The sequence below is a fragment of the Fructilactobacillus fructivorans genome (genome assembly GCF_001434095.1).
GTDB lineage: Bacteria > Bacillota > Bacilli > Lactobacillales > Lactobacillaceae > Fructilactobacillus > Fructilactobacillus fructivorans.
This window is the reverse complement of the sequence record NZ_AZDS01000004.1, coordinates 1-16,886: the sequence shown is the minus strand read 5'-3', so window position 1 is coordinate 16,886 and position 16,886 is coordinate 1. Positions and strand designations below refer to the sequence as shown.

Here is a 16,886-nt window from a genome sequence, read left to right as displayed (position 1 = left end):
ATTATTCCACGTTCCTTTTTATATCTAATTTTCTTCGATTGGGGTTTCTTTGGACTCCTGTTTTAAATCTTCTACTTCGGGAACCTTAAAGCCCTTGCGCTCAAGGGCGGCAATGATCCGGTTTAAACGTTCCTTGGTAACTTTAGAAGGAAGGGTAAACATGGTCCGATAAATTGTTTTGCCGGTTCGATCTACTGAATCCAGACTGATAACACTGGAAATGGCGGTGTACCTAGTAATAATGTGGGCCATCTCTTCTAAATCACCTCGTTCACCAGGTGAAATTACAGAGATTACGTAGCTTCCAAACTTTACGTTCCAAGACTGAGATAAGCTTTCCATCAGTTTGGTGTGGGTTAAGATTCCGTAGAAATCATTGAACTCGTCTAAAATGGCAATGTACGGGAGATCTTTAATCGTAAAGAAGACCTTAAAAAAGGCGGAATTCAGGTTAACGAACTTGGTTTCGTTCCGAATTAGCGTCATCACCGAGTCGGACATCTTGCCGCCGTCAGCTTCATGTTTGTAGATGTGCATTCGATAAATATTTCCCTTAAATGCCTTGTGAGTGGCATCTAAGACGGGGATACAACGAAAATGGTTCTTTTCCATTAATTTCAATGCAGTGTCAAGATCAGTGTTTTCGTCCACAGTGATCAAGTCGCTCTTAGGTTTAACTAAAGATTGCAAAATCATGGCTAAGGCTCCTCACGTAAGTAATATTTAATTAATACTAACACAAAATAACTGAGAGCATAAAAAAACAGACATAAATGTCTGCTTTTTAAAATTAAATTTTAAAGATCGATCGTCTTCATACCCTTATCAATTGTTTCTTTAAGTGTCTTAGCAGAAGCGCTCATCTTATCTTTTTCGTCATCACTTAGAGGAACTTCAAGAACCTTAGCAACTCCGGAAGCATTGACGATGGCTGGAGTACCGATATAAATGTCGGATAAACCGTATTGTCCATCAACTGGAGCACCAATTGGAAGGACGGTGTTTTCATCTCTTAAGATGGCTTTTGAGATCCTCATCAAAGCAGTTCCAACTCCGTAGAAAGTAGCACCCTTCTTGTTAATGATTTCGTAAGCCTTGTTTCTGGTTTCGTCTTCCATCTTCAATAGGTCGTCTTTGGTGACACCATTTTTCTTAGCGAATTCAACCAACGGAACATTTCCGATTGAAGCTTCGTCGATGTCAGCAAATTCAGAGTCACCATGTTCACCCATTACGTAAGCATTGATGCTTTGAGGGTTAACGTTTAGTTTCTTACCAACGGCAACTTGGAAACGTGAGGTATCAAGTGAAGTACCTGAACCAAAGACCTTGTTTCTAGGGAAACCAGAAATCTTTTGGGTTGCGTAAGTCAAAATGTCAACTGGGTTGGCAGCAACTAAGAAAATTCCATCAAAACCAGAATCAACCACTGGCTTAACGATGGTAGTCAAGATTTTTAAGTTCTTGTTAACAAGGTCAAGTCTAGTTTCACCAGGCTTTTGTGGTGCACCAGCAGTGATAACCACTAAGTCAGCGTCTTTACAGTCGCTGTAGTCACCAGAGTAAATCTTCTTTGGAGAAGTGAAAGGTTGGGCATCTTCAAGATCCAATGCGTCTCCTTCAGTTCGGTTCTTGTCAATATCAACAACTACAAATTCTTCGGCGATACCTTGTTGCATCATTGCGAATGCATATGATGAACCAACGGCACCATCACCGACTAAAACAACTTTTTCATGTTTTTCAGCCATAATATTTCTCCCTCTTGAAATTAGTTTGTTCACAAACTAATTATATCATGAACGAATTTAATTATACAGAACCTTATGTTAAGTGGTGGCGTATCAAATCAAATCGTTAATTTATTATGATACAATAAACATGATTAAGCCGAGTGAATATTCATTTCGGCCATTTTGCGTTAATTAGAAGTAAATGGGAGACATTAATGATGAAAATGATTGTGGGATTAGGCAATGTCGGTTCTGAGTTCGATGGAACCAGACATAACACCGGATTTATGGTAGTTGATCAGTTTGCGGATCAAAACGGCATTGAGATTAACAAGCAAAAGTTAGATGCCATGTACGGAACCGGAATTGTAAATGGCGAAAAAGTCATGGTCGTTAAACCAACCACCATGATGAATGACTCTGGAAGGGCCGTTCATCCCTTGATGCAGTTTTACAAGTTGGATTTAGACGACTTAGTGATTGTGTACGATGACATGGATCTCCCAGTTGGTCGCATTCGTTTACGAAATCATGGGTCTGCTGGTGGACATAACGGAATTAAGAGTATGATTGCTCACCTGGGAACCGACCAGTTTAACCGAATTAAAGTGGGAACCAGCCATCCTAAACGCGAGAGTGTTGTTAATTATGTATTAGGTAAATTTAGTTTAGAACAGCGTGCTCCGTTTGGTGAAGCCAAGGATCATGCGGTGAAAGCACTGAACGAGTGGGTTTCTGGAACCAACTTTAGTAAATTAGAAAATCAGTTTAATTAATCCGTATTAATAAATAGAGAGGGGATGAGTTTTTGAAGCTAGATGAAACACTTAAGGAAATGCCACAATATGAGAAGATTAGTTCCAAGCTTGATCCAGATACCAAGCAGCTAATTACTGGAACTAGTGGTTCCGCTCGGACTCTACTCTTAAAGCAATTAATTAATGATAAGCAAAAACCAACGATTTACGTTACCGATACGATGAATCATGCGGATCAAATGACCGAGTCGTTTAATGATGTCATGGATTCAGACCAAGTCTTTGAGTTTCCTGCTGAAGAGTTAGTGGCAGCGGAGATTGCGACGAGTTCACCCCAATATCGAGCTCAGCGAATTCGGGCATTAAATGCGCTTGAATCTGGGAAACCGGTCGTAGTAATTGTTTCAACAGCGGGATTAAAACGTTATTTACCTGAGCCAGTTAGTTTTAATCAAGCCCAATTACATGCTCAGGTGGGTGACGATTTGGATCTTGAAAAGATCCAGCAAGAGTTAGTCCAGATGGGTTACGAAAGAAAAAACATGGTAGCCGCTCCTGGTGAATTCGCTAATCGGGGATCCATTTTAGATATTTATCCATTAAACTCGGATTATCCCGTTCGAATTGACTTCTTCGACACTGAAGTTGATTCAATGCGATATTTTGATGCTGCAACACAACGGAGTGTTAAAAATATCAATGAGATTAACGTGTTGCCAGCTTCCGATTTCTTGCCAAGTGAAGCGGACCGAAAGCATGGGATTAAGGAACTTCAAAAACGATTAGATCAGGCCATTAAGGATAATGGCAGTGATATCCTGGTTGATAACATTCAGCAGGTAATTGATGGACTAAAGGGAAAATCGATTGATCAAAAGTGGAGCGAGTATAGTCAGTTTATTTTCGAAAAAGAAACGTCAATTTTGGACTACCTGCCTGAAAATGGAATGGTCGTCTACGATGACTACAGTCGGGTTCGGGATGCTAATAAGCAACTTGAAAACGATGAAAAAAACTGGCGTGAGTCGATTGCGGACAATCATGAGTTATTTTCCGATCAGAAATTGTCATTAGACTTTAGGACGATTACTAGAAATGATCACCATGCCACACTCTTATTTTCTTTGTTTCAAAAGGGATTAGGAAGGATGAAGCTTTCCGACATCATCGACATTAAAGTTCATCCCATGCAGCGTTTCTTTGGGCAAATGCCGATGTTTAAAGCTGAAATGCAGCGTTATCAAACCGAAAAACGGACCGTGGTAATTGCGGTTGGTGATGAAAAACGGGTTGAAAAAGTTTCTTCCACTTTAAACGATTTTGGAGTCGATGCCATTGAATCGACCACTGATAATATTATTAAGGGGAAAACCCAGATTGTGTCCGCTAACCTCAAGGATGGATTCGACCTTCCGGCTGCTAACCTGGCAGTTGTGTCAGAATCAGACATGTTTAAACGGGTTAACGAACAAAAAAAGAAGAAACGAGTAAGACGACAGACCTTTTCAAACGCAGAGCGAATCAAGAGTTATACCGACTTGAAACCCGGGGACTACGTTGTGCACGTGAACCACGGAATTGGTCGTTATGATGGTATGAAAACCATGGAAGTTGATGGTCGGCATCAGGACTATATGACCTTAACTTACCAAAAGGGTGCCAAAATTTACGTGCCAGTTGACCAATTAAATCTGGTTCAAAAATACGTTTCATCAGAAGATAAGCACCCTAAAATTAATAAACTTGGTGGTACCGAATGGGCAAAAACCAAGCGTTCGGTTGCTTCAAAAGTAGAGGATATCGCCGATGATTTGGTGGATTTGTATGCCAAACGTGAGGCTGAATCCGGTTATGCTTTTCCGGTTGATGATCAATACCAGACTGAATTTGAACAGGCCTTTCCTTACACTGAGACCCCAGATCAAATTCGGAGCACGGATGAAATTAAAAAAGACATGGAAAGTCCACATCCGATGGATCGTTTATTAGTCGGAGACGTTGGCTATGGAAAGACCGAAGTTGCCCTAAGAGCTGCCTTTAAGGCGGTTGAAGCTGGAAAGCAGGTCGCTTTTCTAGTACCAACAACGGTCTTAGCTCAACAACATTATGAGACGATGATTGAACGTTTTGACGGGTTCCCGGTTAAAGTTGGGGTGTTGTCTCGATTTGATACCCCCAAGCAAACTCGCCAGACCATTCAAGATTTAAAGGATGGCAAGATTGACATCGTGGTTGGAACCCATCGTTTGCTTTCAAAAGACGTGAAGTTCAATGATCTAGGACTTCTCATTGTGGATGAAGAGCAACGCTTTGGGGTTAAGCACAAAGAAAAGATTAAGGAATTGAGGTCGAACGTTGATGTATTAACGTTGACGGCAACCCCGATTCCGCGAACGTTGAACATGTCGATGATGGGAGTCCGTGATCTTTCGGTCATTGAGACGCCGCCGGCTAATCGTTATCCAATTCAAACTTACGTGATGGAACAAAATGAAGGTTCCATCGTGGACGGAATCAGGCGTGAAATGCAACGGGGCGGTCAAGTCTTTTATCTGCATAACCGGGTCAAAGACATTGATCAAACGGTTGATAAACTGCAGACGTTACTACCGGATGCAAGAATTGCTTCCATTAATGGTCAGATGTCTGAAAATGAGATGGAAGGAATTCTGTATGATTTCGTAAACGGTGATTATGATGTATTGGTTACGACCACCATTATCGAAACGGGTGTTGATATTCCAAACGCTAACACTTTGTTCGTTGAAGACGCTGATCGCATGGGACTCTCCCAACTTTATCAGATTCGAGGTCGGATTGGTCGCAGTAATCGAGTTGGGCAAGCCTACTTTATGTATCAGCCTAACAAGGTTTTGACTGAGGTTTCGGAGAATCGTTTGGAAGCCATTAAGGATTTCACCGAGTTGGGTTCTGGATTTAAGGTGGCCATGCGGGACCTTTCCATTCGAGGAGCAGGAAATGTGCTTGGCAAACAGCAGCATGGTTTCATCAATTCGGTTGGTTATGATATGTACACTAAGATGTTATCTGATGCGGTTTCTAAGAAAAAAGGACAGCATCGGGTGGTTGAAAAATCGGATTCGAAGGTTGAACTTGGAATTGAAGCCTATCTGCCGTCAACCTACATTGAAGATCAACAACAGAAGATTGAATTGTATAAGCGGATTCGCCAGATGGACAGCGAAGATCAGTTCACGGAACTTCAAAGTGACTTAATTGATCGTTTTGGTGAGTATCCGGTTGAAGTTGCTAACTTACTTGAAATCGACCGAATCAAAATGTTGGCTGATTATGATTTAATTGAAAAGATTCGAAAGGATCAAAGCAATTTGATGGTAACCGTTAGTAAAACGGGAACCCAAAAGTTCACTAGTAAGGATATCCTAAAGGCCATTGCTGATACTGACTTTCGATCAGCCGTTAAGGTTGTGGACGGACGCTATCAGATTAAATTAGTGGTTCAACCAACTATGAAAGACAAAGATTGGTTAAGCCAGTTGTATAAGTTTGTTAGTGGCTTAAGTAAAATCAGATTGGAACAAGAAGAGCATGAATCAAAAGACAAATAAGAAAATTATTAGCGGGACCTTGATTCTTTCCATCGCTGCCATTATTTCAAAGGTGCTGAGTGCGGTTTACCGCATCCCACTGGAAAACTTTGTTGGAAACGTTGGTTTCTACATTTATCAGCAGGTTTATCCGATCTATGGCATTGGAGTGGCATTTGCGTTGACGGGTCTGCCGGCTTTCATTTCGAAGCTGATTGTGGAACGTGACACGGAAGAAGCAAAGCAGACTTTGTTCTTTCAAATCATGGTAATTTTGACGATCATTTCTGTGGTGATCTTTGCCAGTCTCCAATTGTTTTCTTCTGAGATTGCTACTTTAATGGGAGATGTTGAACTAAAGCCTGTGATTCAAGCAGTTAGCTGGATGTTCTTATTAATGCCACTGTTAGCTGACATTCGGGGATATTATCAGTCCTCGATGCAGATGATTCCGACGGCTACTTCTCAGGTAGTGGAGCAGGTAGTCCGGGTTGCCATGATTATCGTGGTTGCTTACCTAGCAGCTGCTCAACATTGGAACTTATATCACATGGGAACTTTAGCCATGCTATCAGCACCGGTTGCCGCAGTTTTTGCGGCCGTAATTTTGCTTGGTCAATCTCACCATCTTTTTCGGCATTTTCATTTGGCTGATTTAAAATTTAACTATGTGACTTTAACCAAGCAAATTGTCCTAGAGGGTGGCGTCTTAAGCATCCTAGCGGCTTTGATGGTTTTAATGCAGCTGGTGGATTCGTTTACAGTGAAAAACGGGCTAGTCGCCAGCGGATTAAGTAATCTCGTTGCCCAAACCCAGAAGGGAATCTATGATCGGGCACAACCCATTGTTCAGTTAGGATTGGTAATTGGGACGGCGATTTCGTCCACGGTTCTTCCCCAGATGGCCTACTATTACCATACTGGAAAAGAAAAGTCCTTTAAGACCTTGGTAAAACACAGTATGCGGATTACACTGGTGGTGACGATGGCAGTTACCTTTGGATTAATTAGTATCATGCCCCAACTGAACCATCTTTTGTTCGGGAGTTATGATTTGGATCTGACCCTTGCCATTTATTGCCTCAGTATCCTGTTTGCAACGATGGTAACCGCATTTAATTCGGTTTTACAGAGTATCAATAACTTTAAGAGTACGGCAGTAGCGATTTTTGGTGGACTATTATGTAAGCTCGCTTTAACTAGAATATTTGTTGTTCACTTTGGAATCATGGGAGCTTCTTTATCAACCATTATTGCTTTAGCAGTAGTTCTTTTGGTTAACTGGTATACCAGTCCCAAGCAAGTTCATGAACATATCTTTAGGGTAGACTTTCTGATAAAAGTAGCGGCCATCAGTATAGTAATGATGATTGTGGTTGGATTACTAGGATGGTTACTCAATTATTATTTGGGTAATGGAAGTAGACTAATGGATATCGTTAAATTGATGGTGGTCATCCCAGTGGGAGCCATTGTGTTCCTAGGAATGTGCTTAAAGGGGAAAGTCCTTAGTGTTTCCGAATTAGAAATGATTCCGATTCTAAATCGATTTGTAGGAGATAAGATTAAATGAGAATTGATAAATTTTTGAAAATTGCACGAATTATAAAACGGCGTCCGATCGCTAAGAAAATTGCTGATCAGGGACGGGTTTTTGTAAATGGAGAACCAGCAAAATCTTCAAGTAAAGTTTCTGTTGGTGATCAGATTTTAATTAAATTTGGGAATAAGAATTTAACGGTAGAAGTTTTGCAATTGTTAGATACTACTAAAAAAGCTGATTCTGATACCATGTATAAAACAATCAGCGAGACATACGATCGTGATTATAAAGCAGAAAACGATGAGTTAGAATAATTATTGTTAAATTAATATTATATTCTGGGTTGGCTTGTGTTATTATGATCATATAAACTTGTGGAGGCATTTCTGATGAACAGAAATAATAATGTAGAGTATTTGAATTCTGCTTCAAGGAAAAATAAGAAAAATCAACAAAAGAATCGTCCTAAAGTGAATAAACGAACTAAACGTCTCATGGCAATCGTAGCGGTTTTTGCCGTGGTTATTATTGCACTTGGATGGCAAATTGGTGATGGAATGAATCAAATCCACGAAGTAAACGCCCAAATTACTGAAAAGCAACAGGATTATCGGGTGGAAAAACAAAAGGAAAAAGGGCTTAATGAACAGATTAAGCTGTTAAATAACAAGAATTATCTTCAGGAATTGATGCGAGCTAAATATTATTACACAAAACCGGGCGAAACAGTTTACAGTTTCCCACAGAATAGTAATATTGGTAATGAATAGAGGGTTACGATTGTGTAATCTTCTTTTATTTTACTTTGAAGTATTATGTTATAATTAACTCAACATTTATTAGGAGGAATGGCTTTTTTATGGCAATTAAGGTTGGAGAGAAAGTCACTGGAAAAGTTTCTGGAATTACTAATTTTGGAGCTTTTATTGATCTAGGCGATCACAAGACTGGATTGGTTCATATCAGTGAAGTTTCTGATGGTTACGTGAAGGATATTCATGATATTTTGTCTGTTGGCGATGAAGTGACCGTTAAGGTTTTGAGCATTGGGGATGACGGTAAGATAGGCTTATCAATCCGCAAGGCTTCCGATCATCCAGGCGAAGGATCACATTCACATCATGGTGAACATAATCATGATGAGCATTCACACCATGGACACGCAAATAATGGGAATCATGGACATCGTGGTGGCCACGACAATCGGAATGGCCATAAGGGTAAGAATGAAAGCTTTGATGACTTACTTTCAGATTTCATGAAAGAAAGCGAAAGTCGGATGTCCGTAATCAAGAAAAACACAGAAGGTAAACGCGGTGGCCGTGGTGGCCGTCGTAGTTAATGAACGAATAACTGAGCAATTTGCTCGGCTTTTTTGTTTTGGAGGTTAATTTGAATTTACAACGTCAAATTAATTCATTAATTAATAAGGAACACTGGTGGAATGAGGCTCAACCAGTTGTGGTTGGCGTGTCAACGGGGGTTGATTCCATGGTGTTATTGAACTCGTTGGAGCATTTACCTAAGCTGATAAGGCCTCGAATCATCGTTGCCCACGTTAATCATCATTTAAGAGAGCAAAGTACCATTGAAGAGCGGTTTATAACTGAATATTGTAGGAGCCATCACCTTGAGTTAATGGTTGGAAATTGGGACCCTAATGACATTCATAGTGGAATCGAAGCCAAAGCACGTCAGTTTCGGTATCATTTTTTTACTGAGGTAATGGATGAAAAGGGGTCCACAATTCTTTTAACCGCTCACCAGGCCAATGACCAGGCTGAGACTGTCCTCATGAAACTGATTCGAAGCGGAAATTTAATGGAGTGCCAGGGAATTCAACCAAGTCGGCCGTTTCATAATGGTAAGATTATTCGACCAATGTTATCTTTCTCAAAAAATAATATTCGGGCTTATGCTCGTAGTCATGGGTTAGTTTGGTACGAAGATGAGACTAATTTTGGGGATGAGGTTTTGCGAAACCGAATTCGGAACCAAATTTTACCAAACCTAATGAAAGAAAATCCTCAGGTAATATCCCATCTTACTAATTTTGCTAAAAACTTACAGTCTGAGATTGCTGGGGCGGAAGAATTGGCCTCAACGTTTTTGCAACATCAAGATCTCAAGGTAAAAAATGACCGAGTTAGTGCTCGATCCGATTTAGTTAAAACAGACCAACTACCAATTTTACTGCGAACGTTACTAAAGAAACTGACAACTTCAGTTACTCTTTCTGACAACCAAATTACAGAAATCATGACTTTAGTTAAAGATTTTGAAAAACCTCAAGGAAAATTGCAAATTTCAAATGCTTATTTTTTTGAAAAAAGTTATAATAGTATCATGTTTTTTAAGCAATCTCCTAACAATTACGATGAAGACCGTGATAAAAGTTCGTTTGTGGTAAAATTAAACACGTGGAACTACGATAATAATGGATTTAACTTTGGAATCTTTGATAAGAATCATGTTCCAAAGGGGAAATTCGATCGTGTTAGTTACTTTGATTTAGCGACTGCGCAATTTCCTTTATCTATAAGAAGTGGTCAACCGACTGATACCATTGAACTTAAAAATGGTGGACATCAAAGTTTAAGAAGATTGTTAATTAATCAAAAGGTTCCAAGTGAAAAACGGCGTCATGTCAAGGTGTTGGTAGATAGTAAGGGACAGGTTTTAGCAATCATTGGTTACAAAGAAAGTCGAAAGTCGTCGCCAAGTGCGACAAACGGGTATGAACTTTTAGTTACGCGAAAGGATGTAACAAATGAATGACGATATTGAGAGGGTTCTATATAGTCAAGAAGACATTGCCGCTGCGGTAAGAAGATTGGGAAAACAGTTAAGTAATGATTATCGGGACAAAAAGCCACTAGTGGTTTGCGTACTTACTGGTGCTGTTTTATTTATGAGCGATATTATTCGTCAGATGGACATATACTTAGATATTGATTTTGTAGACATTTCAAGTTATAAGGGTGGAACTGCCTCAACCGGAAAGGTAGAGCTCATCCGTGATCTTGACAGTGATGTTAGTGGTCGTGACATTATTTTTGTTGAAGATATTATTGATACGGGAAGAACCCTTCAATTTCTCGAAGATTTAGTTTCAGATCGAGGAGCTAACTCAATTAAAGTTTGTACCATTTTTGATAAACCCGAGGGACGGGTCGTTTCTGCTAAGGCAGATTACGTTGGATTTAATGTTCCAAATGAATTTATTGTGGGTTATGGACTTGATTACAAGGGCTTTTATCGTAATTTGCCATACATTGGAATTTTAAAACCTTCAATTTATTCGGCCTAAACGGTCGTTCATTTAAAGTAAAAGTGATAACATTCTATTTGTTATCTTTTCGAGAAATAAGATTGGGAGGCACAAATGAAAAATAATAAAAATGGGCTTTTTAAGAGTAGTCTATTTTATATCATCATCTTTGTGGTTGTCATGGGTGTCATTATGTTGGTCACTGGTGGTGGCGGATCACAAAGCACTCAAACTCAGGGAATTCGTTCAAGTCAATTTACTAATGATTTGCAGACGAATAAAGTCAAAAATTTCTCTGTTCAACCTTCTGGCGGTGTATATAAAATAACTGGTCAGTACAAGAAACCCCAAAATGTTAAGCAGAAGAATAATGGAATTCCGCTTAACTTTAGTAATGGAAAACTTACCAAGTCTAGTAACAATAACTACACTAAGGTAAATGGATTCACTACTAGTGTTTTAAAGAACGATTCATCTGTTAGTCAGATTACCAAATTGGCTAACAAGAATAAGGTACCAATGAGTACCAAAGAAACACAATCGAATAGTTTTTGGTTGAACCTAGCCATCTCAGTTCTACCATTATTAATCTTCATCTATTTGTTCTACATTATGATGAAACAAGCTGGTGGAGCTGGCGGTGGTGCCGGTGGTGTCATGAAAGTCGGCAAGAGTCAGGCTAAGCCAGTCAAGAGTAGTGTTAAGTTTAGTGATGTTGCTGGTGAAGATGAAGAGAAACAAGAACTGGTTGAAGTTGTTGAATTCTTGAAGGATCCGAAGAAATTTACTAAACTTGGTGCCGTCATTCCCAAAGGTGTTTTACTTGAGGGACCTCCTGGTACCGGTAAGACCCTGCTAGCTAAAGCGGTTGCTGGTGAAGCAAATGTTCCATTCTATTCATTATCTGGATCAGATTTCGTTGAAATGTTTGTGGGTGTTGGTGCTAGTCGGGTTAGAGATTTATTTGCCCAAGCCAAGAAAAATGCACCAGCAATCATCTTTATTGATGAAATTGATGCCGTTGGACGAAAACGTGGATCCGGAATGGGCGGCGGTCACGATGAACGTGAACAAACCCTTAATCAACTATTAGTTGAAATGGATGGTTTTACAGGGAATGAAGGTGTCATTGTCATTGCCGCAACTAACCGTTCTGATGTTCTTGATCCAGCTTTGACTCGTCCAGGCCGATTTGACCGTAAAATCTTAGTTGGTCAACCAGATGTTCGTGGTCGAGAGGCTATTTTAAAGGTTCATGCCAAAGGCAAGCCACTTGCTCCTGATGTTGATCTTCATGAAATTGCTAAACAAACCCCTGGATTTGTGGGAGCTGACTTAGCTAACTTACTAAATGAAGCCGCATTACTGGCAGCAAGAAATGGTGATAATCAGATTAATGCAGCCGATATGGATGAAGCTGAAGATCGAGTTATTGCCGGTCCTGCTAAGCGGAATAAGGTTATCAATGAACACGAACGTCAAATTGTGGCTAACCATGAAGCTGGTCATACCATTGTTGGATTAGTACTAAATGATGCCCGAGTTGTTCATAAAGTTACGATTGTTCCAAGAGGTCGTGCAGGTGGATATGCCATCATGCTACCTAAGGAAGATCAGCAATTAATTTCGAAGAAAAATGCTCAAGAACAACTTGCTGGATTAATGGGTGGTAGAACGGCTGAAGAAGTTGTCTTCCATTCAGAATCATCTGGAGCTTCCAATGACTTTGAACAGGCTACCAATCTTGCCCGTGCCATGGTTACTCAGTACGGGATGAGTGATAAGATCGGAACCGTTGAACTTGAGAGTCCTAATCAAGATCCATATGCTGCACCTAAATATTCACAGGAAACTGCAACCAAGATTGATGATGAAGTGAAATACTTTATCGATGAGGCTCACAGTGAAGCCAAGAAGATCATTGAGGGTCATCGTGAACAGCATAAGGCCATTGCGGATGCACTTCTCAAGTACGAGACATTGGATGAAAAGGAAATCTTGAGTTTGTATAAGACTGGTAAGATGCCTGAACATTCAGAAAATAGTGACGAGTATCCAAGCGAAAATGAGACTTTCGAACAAGCTAAGAAAGCAATTGATGCAAAGGAACACGAACACGAAAAGAAACTTGAAAAGGAAATTGATCATTCTGAAGAGAAACACGATGAAAATCATGACAATTCAGATCACCCAAATTCTGATAATCAAGATCAATAAACAAAAAGAACGTTGGGATTATAACCCACGTTCTTTTTTAATATAAGGAGTGAATAAAATGAGTGATAAAAATGATGTATTAGTTAAAGCACTGACAAAGGACGGAATGTTTCGGGTTTACGGGTTAAATGCCACGGGAATCGTTAGTTACGTTCAAAAAATTCATGACACCTGGAGCACTTCAACCGCGGCATTAGGACGAACCATTGCGGCCACCTTGATGCTCTCGGCTTCTGTTTTGAAGGGAAAGGAAAGTATGACCGTTCGACTAAATGGCCAAGGTCCAGTTGGTGGAATGGTGATTGATGCGGATGCCAAGGGTCATATTAAGGGTTACATTCAAAACCCACACGTTAATCTTCCCTTAACTCAAGATGGCAAGATTGATGTTGCCAAGGGTGTTGGTAAGAATGGATTTCTAGAGGTTGTTAAAAACCAAGGAACCAGTGAGCCATATACCAGTGATGTTCCTCTTGCAAGTGGCAAAATTGGTGATGACTTTACCTTTTATCTCGCCAAGTCGGAACAAATCCCATCTGCTGTGGGTGTTTCCGTTGATATTGATGGAAAAAATAACGTTCAAAGTGCTGGCGGATACTTGATTCAAGTGATGCCTGGGGCTTCGGATGAGGCCATTGATAAATTAGAAAAGGCCTTAAAAACGGCTCCTAGCATTTCATCGATGCTGGAAAAAGATCCCAATCCAGATCATATTTTAGATGAGTTGTTTGGCAAGGATCAGCTGGATATTGTTGATCATCTGCCCGTTGAATTTGTATGCAATTGTTCTAAGGAACGATTTGCCAAGGACATTGCTGGAATTGGGGAAAAGGATTTGCAACAGTTAATTGATGAGGATCACGGAGCTCAAGTGGTATGTAATTTCTGTGGTAAAAAGTATGATTTTTCAGAAGATGAGCTTGTGGAAATGTTAAATAATAAAGATAAATAACACTACGGAGCGAGCTAGAGAGCGGGTCGCTCTTTTTTGTTTTAATATGGTATTATATAAAATGTTTGGAAACAATTTAGATGAGGTGAAAAAATGGAGTGGAAAATTGGTAATGTAACGATCCCAAATCAATTGGTTGTAGCTCCAATGGCTGGGGTTACTAACTCAGCTTTTAGAATTATTTGTAAAAAGTTCGGTGCCGGATTAGTGGTCTGCGAAATGATTTCTGATCGTGGAATTATGTACAATAACAAAAAAACGTTAAGCATGGTAAATGTTGATCCTAATGAGCACCCAATGAGTATTCAAATTTTTGGTGGAACTAAGGAGACCCTGGTGGAAGCAGCAAAGTTTATTGATCAAAAAACGGCTGCCGATATCATTGATATCAACATGGGGTGCCCGGTAAATAAGGTTGTAAAAACCGACGCGGGGGCCAAGTGGTTACTTGATCCGGATAAAGTCTATGAGATGGTTTCGTACGTAACGGACGCGGTTAAAAAACCAGTGACCGTTAAAATGCGGACTGGCTGGGATGAAGATCATGTTTATGCCGTTCAAAATGCGTTAGCAGCTGAGGCCGCTGGAGCTTCTGCAGTTGCCATGCATGGACGGACTAGAAAGCAGATGTACACAGGTCACGCTAATTGGGAAATCCTAAAAGAAGTTGCTGATGCTTTGACCATTCCATTCATTGGAAATGGTGACGTTACGACCCCACAACAGGCAAAACAAATGATTGATGAAGTTGGTTGTGATGCGGTCATGATGGGGAGAGCTGTAGAAGGTAATCCATGGATTTTGAAGCAAACTGAGCGTTATTTGGAAACGGGTGAATTAATTCCCGAACCTAGTGTGGAAGAAAAGATTAATACTGCTAAAGAGCATTTGCATGGATTGGTTAAGATCAAAGGTGATTACGTTGGTCCGAGACAATTTAGGGGACAAGCTGCGTATTATTTAAAGGGAATTTCCCATTCTGCAAGAACGAAAGTTAAATTAAATAATGCGGAGTCTGAAGAAGAAATGGATCAGATCTTTGATGATTTTCTTGAAAAAGATGCAAAACGAAATACGCGGAAAAATGCATAATATCGATGATTAATTATGTTATTATGAATGTAAGTTACTAGTTTGGGGGATTTGAATTGGCACAAGAGAAGAAAATGAACGACCAATTAAAAGTTCGTAGAGAGAAAATGCAAGAACTGAGGGATGAAGGAATTGATCCCTTTGGTCATGCCTTTAAGCCAACGTACTTGGCAAGGGATTTAGATAAAGAATTTAACCAGTATGATAAGGAAGAATTGGAGCAAAAAGACGTTAAAGCAACCATTGCTGGACGTATGGTGGCTAAACGTGGGAAAGGTAAGGTTGGCTTTGCTGACATTTTGGATCGTTCTGGTAAGATCCAGGTATACGTTCGTAAAGATGTTGTGGGTGAAGATCAATACCATATTTTTAAGCGAGCCGACATTGGAGACTTTCTTGGTTTCACTGGTGAAGTGATTAAGACAGACATGGGCCAATTAACGATTCGAGCAACCTCGATCACCTTTTTATCAAAGGCATTACGTCCACTTCCTGATAAATACCATGGGTTACAGAATAAAGAACAAAAATATCGTCAACGTTACCTTGATTTGATTTCTAATCGAGATAGTTTTGAACGTTTTCAAAAGCGTAGCAAAATTATTAAAGCGGTTAGAAACTTCTTAGATAACAAGATGGACTTTACTGAAGTTGAAACACCAGTTTTGCACACTTCAGCCGGTGGAGCTTCAGCTCGTCCGTTTGTTACTCACCATAATGCCTTGAATATCGATTTATACTTACGAATTGCACTCGAACTTCATTTAAAACGTTTGATCGTTGGTGGCATGGGCCGTGTTTATGAAATTGGTCGTGTCTTTCGAAATGAAGGAATGGATAAGGAACACAACCCTGAATTTACTGAACTTGAGACTTATGCCGCATATTTTGATTTCCATGATGTAATGGATGAGACCGAGGGAATCTTTAGAGCAGCTGCAAAAGCCGTTAGTGATGATGGTAAGGTAACTTATCAAGGTGAAGAAGTTGACTTAAACCAAGAATTTGATCGAATTCATATGGTTGATGCCGTTAAGAAGTATACTGGTGTTGATTTCTGGCCTAAGATGTCAGACGAAGACGCTAAGAAATTGGCTGACGAGCATGGGGTTCACTATGAATCATATTGGAAAGTTGGTCATATCATTAATGCTTTCTTCGAACAGTTTGTTCAACCAAAATTAAAGAAACCAACCTTCGTTTATGGTCATCCGATTGAAATTTCTCCATTGGCAAAGAAAAATGCTGATGACCCAAGATTTACTGATCGTTTTGAATTATATATTTTGGGTAATGAGTACGCTAATGCTTTCTCAGAATTAAATGACCCAATTGATCAGCGTCAACGTTTTGAAGCACAGGCTAAGGAACGCGAAGAGGGTAATGATGAGGCTCAAGGAATTGATGAAGACTTTATTGAAGCCCTTGAGTATGGAATGCCACCAACAGGTGGACTAGGAATTGGGATTGATCGTTTGGTAATGCTCTTAACTGATGCACCATCAATTCGGGATGTTTTGTTATTCCCAACGATGAGACCAGAAGATAATACTGATAATCCGCAAAATGAGGATAAAAAGAAATAACTATAATATATAGTAGAATAAAAGAGCAATTGCACTTCAAGTGCAATTGCTCTTTTTGTTTCATGGCCTTTGATTGAATAATGGCTATTTAGAGGGGTTTGATGAAGGAAGTTAGTTGTGAAATAGCTAAGAATAAAAAAGTTTGACCTTTTTTGACCAAAAGTG

General features: G+C 39.8%; 14 protein-coding genes. 12 read left to right on the top strand and 2 right to left on the bottom strand.

Annotated elements, in window-relative coordinates; genetic code table 11:
• Positions 1-24: 24 nt before the first annotated feature.
• On the bottom strand, positions 25-696 hold the full coding sequence (gene cbpA / locus FC73_RS04630; RefSeq protein WP_010022834.1) for a cyclic di-AMP binding protein CbpA: 672 nt from the start codon (positions 694-696) through the stop codon (positions 25-27).
• Between the two features lie 101 nt (positions 697-797).
• Positions 798-1,751: an L-lactate dehydrogenase gene (locus tag FC73_RS04625; RefSeq protein ID WP_010022833.1), complete on the bottom strand. Its 954-nt coding sequence runs from the start codon at positions 1,749-1,751 to the stop codon at positions 798-800.
• Positions 1,752-1,951: 200 nt separating this feature from the next.
• Here FC73_RS04625 and pth point away from each other — a divergent pair, with 200 nt between their 5' ends.
• The 12 genes from pth to lysS all read left to right on the top strand — a co-directional run bounded on the left by pth (position 1,952) and on the right by lysS (position 16,721).
• Positions 1,952-2,509, top strand: a complete 558-nt coding sequence (pth, locus tag FC73_RS04620) for an aminoacyl-tRNA hydrolase (protein ID WP_010022832.1) — start codon at positions 1,952-1,954, stop codon at positions 2,507-2,509.
• A gap of 32 nt (positions 2,510-2,541) precedes the next feature.
• On the top strand, positions 2,542-6,081 hold the full coding sequence (mfd, locus tag FC73_RS04615; protein ID WP_010022830.1) for a transcription-repair coupling factor: 3,540 nt from the start codon (positions 2,542-2,544) through the stop codon (positions 6,079-6,081).
• Positions 6,062-7,633: a putative polysaccharide biosynthesis protein gene (locus FC73_RS04610; RefSeq protein ID WP_010022829.1), complete on the top strand. Its 1,572-nt coding sequence runs from the start codon at positions 6,062-6,064 to the stop codon at positions 7,631-7,633. Before mfd ends, FC73_RS04610 begins: the two co-directional genes overlap by 20 nt.
• Positions 7,630-7,917, top strand: a complete 288-nt coding sequence (locus FC73_RS04605; RefSeq protein WP_039144956.1) for an RNA-binding S4 domain-containing protein — start codon at positions 7,630-7,632, stop codon at positions 7,915-7,917. The genes FC73_RS04610 and FC73_RS04605 overlap by 4 nt, the downstream gene beginning before the upstream one ends.
• A 75-nt stretch (positions 7,918-7,992) precedes the next feature.
• Positions 7,993-8,373: an FtsB family cell division protein gene (locus FC73_RS04600; protein ID WP_010022827.1), complete on the top strand. Its 381-nt coding sequence runs from the start codon at positions 7,993-7,995 to the stop codon at positions 8,371-8,373.
• A gap of 89 nt (positions 8,374-8,462) precedes the next feature.
• Positions 8,463-8,945: a S1 domain-containing RNA-binding protein gene (locus FC73_RS04595; protein WP_010022826.1), complete on the top strand. Its 483-nt coding sequence runs from the start codon at positions 8,463-8,465 to the stop codon at positions 8,943-8,945.
• Positions 8,946-8,995: 50 nt separating this feature from the next.
• On the top strand, positions 8,996-10,381 hold the full coding sequence (gene tilS / locus FC73_RS04590; RefSeq protein WP_010022825.1) for a tRNA lysidine(34) synthetase TilS: 1,386 nt from the start codon (positions 8,996-8,998) through the stop codon (positions 10,379-10,381).
• Positions 10,374-10,913 carry a hypoxanthine phosphoribosyltransferase gene (gene hpt / locus FC73_RS04585; protein WP_010022824.1) on the top strand — a complete coding sequence of 180 codons (540 nt, stop codon included), beginning with the start codon at positions 10,374-10,376 and terminating at the stop codon, positions 10,911-10,913. Before tilS ends, hpt begins: the two co-directional genes overlap by 8 nt.
• A gap of 75 nt (positions 10,914-10,988) precedes the next feature.
• Positions 10,989-13,091: an ATP-dependent zinc metalloprotease FtsH gene (gene ftsH, locus FC73_RS04580; protein WP_010022823.1), complete on the top strand. Its 2,103-nt coding sequence runs from the start codon at positions 10,989-10,991 to the stop codon at positions 13,089-13,091.
• Positions 13,092-13,149: 58 nt separating this feature from the next.
• A complete protein-coding gene (hslO, locus tag FC73_RS04575) occupies positions 13,150-14,043 on the top strand; it encodes an Hsp33 family molecular chaperone HslO (protein WP_010022820.1) in 894 nt (297 codons plus the stop codon).
• A gap of 93 nt (positions 14,044-14,136) precedes the next feature.
• Positions 14,137-15,135, top strand: coding sequence for a tRNA dihydrouridine synthase DusB (dusB, locus tag FC73_RS04570; RefSeq protein ID WP_010022818.1), 999 nt, complete (start codon positions 14,137-14,139; stop codon positions 15,133-15,135).
• A 56-nt stretch (positions 15,136-15,191) separates the two neighbouring features.
• Positions 15,192-16,721: a lysine--tRNA ligase gene (gene lysS, locus FC73_RS04565; RefSeq protein WP_010022815.1), complete on the top strand. Its 1,530-nt coding sequence runs from the start codon at positions 15,192-15,194 to the stop codon at positions 16,719-16,721.
• The last annotated feature ends 165 nt before the right edge of the window (positions 16,722-16,886 follow it).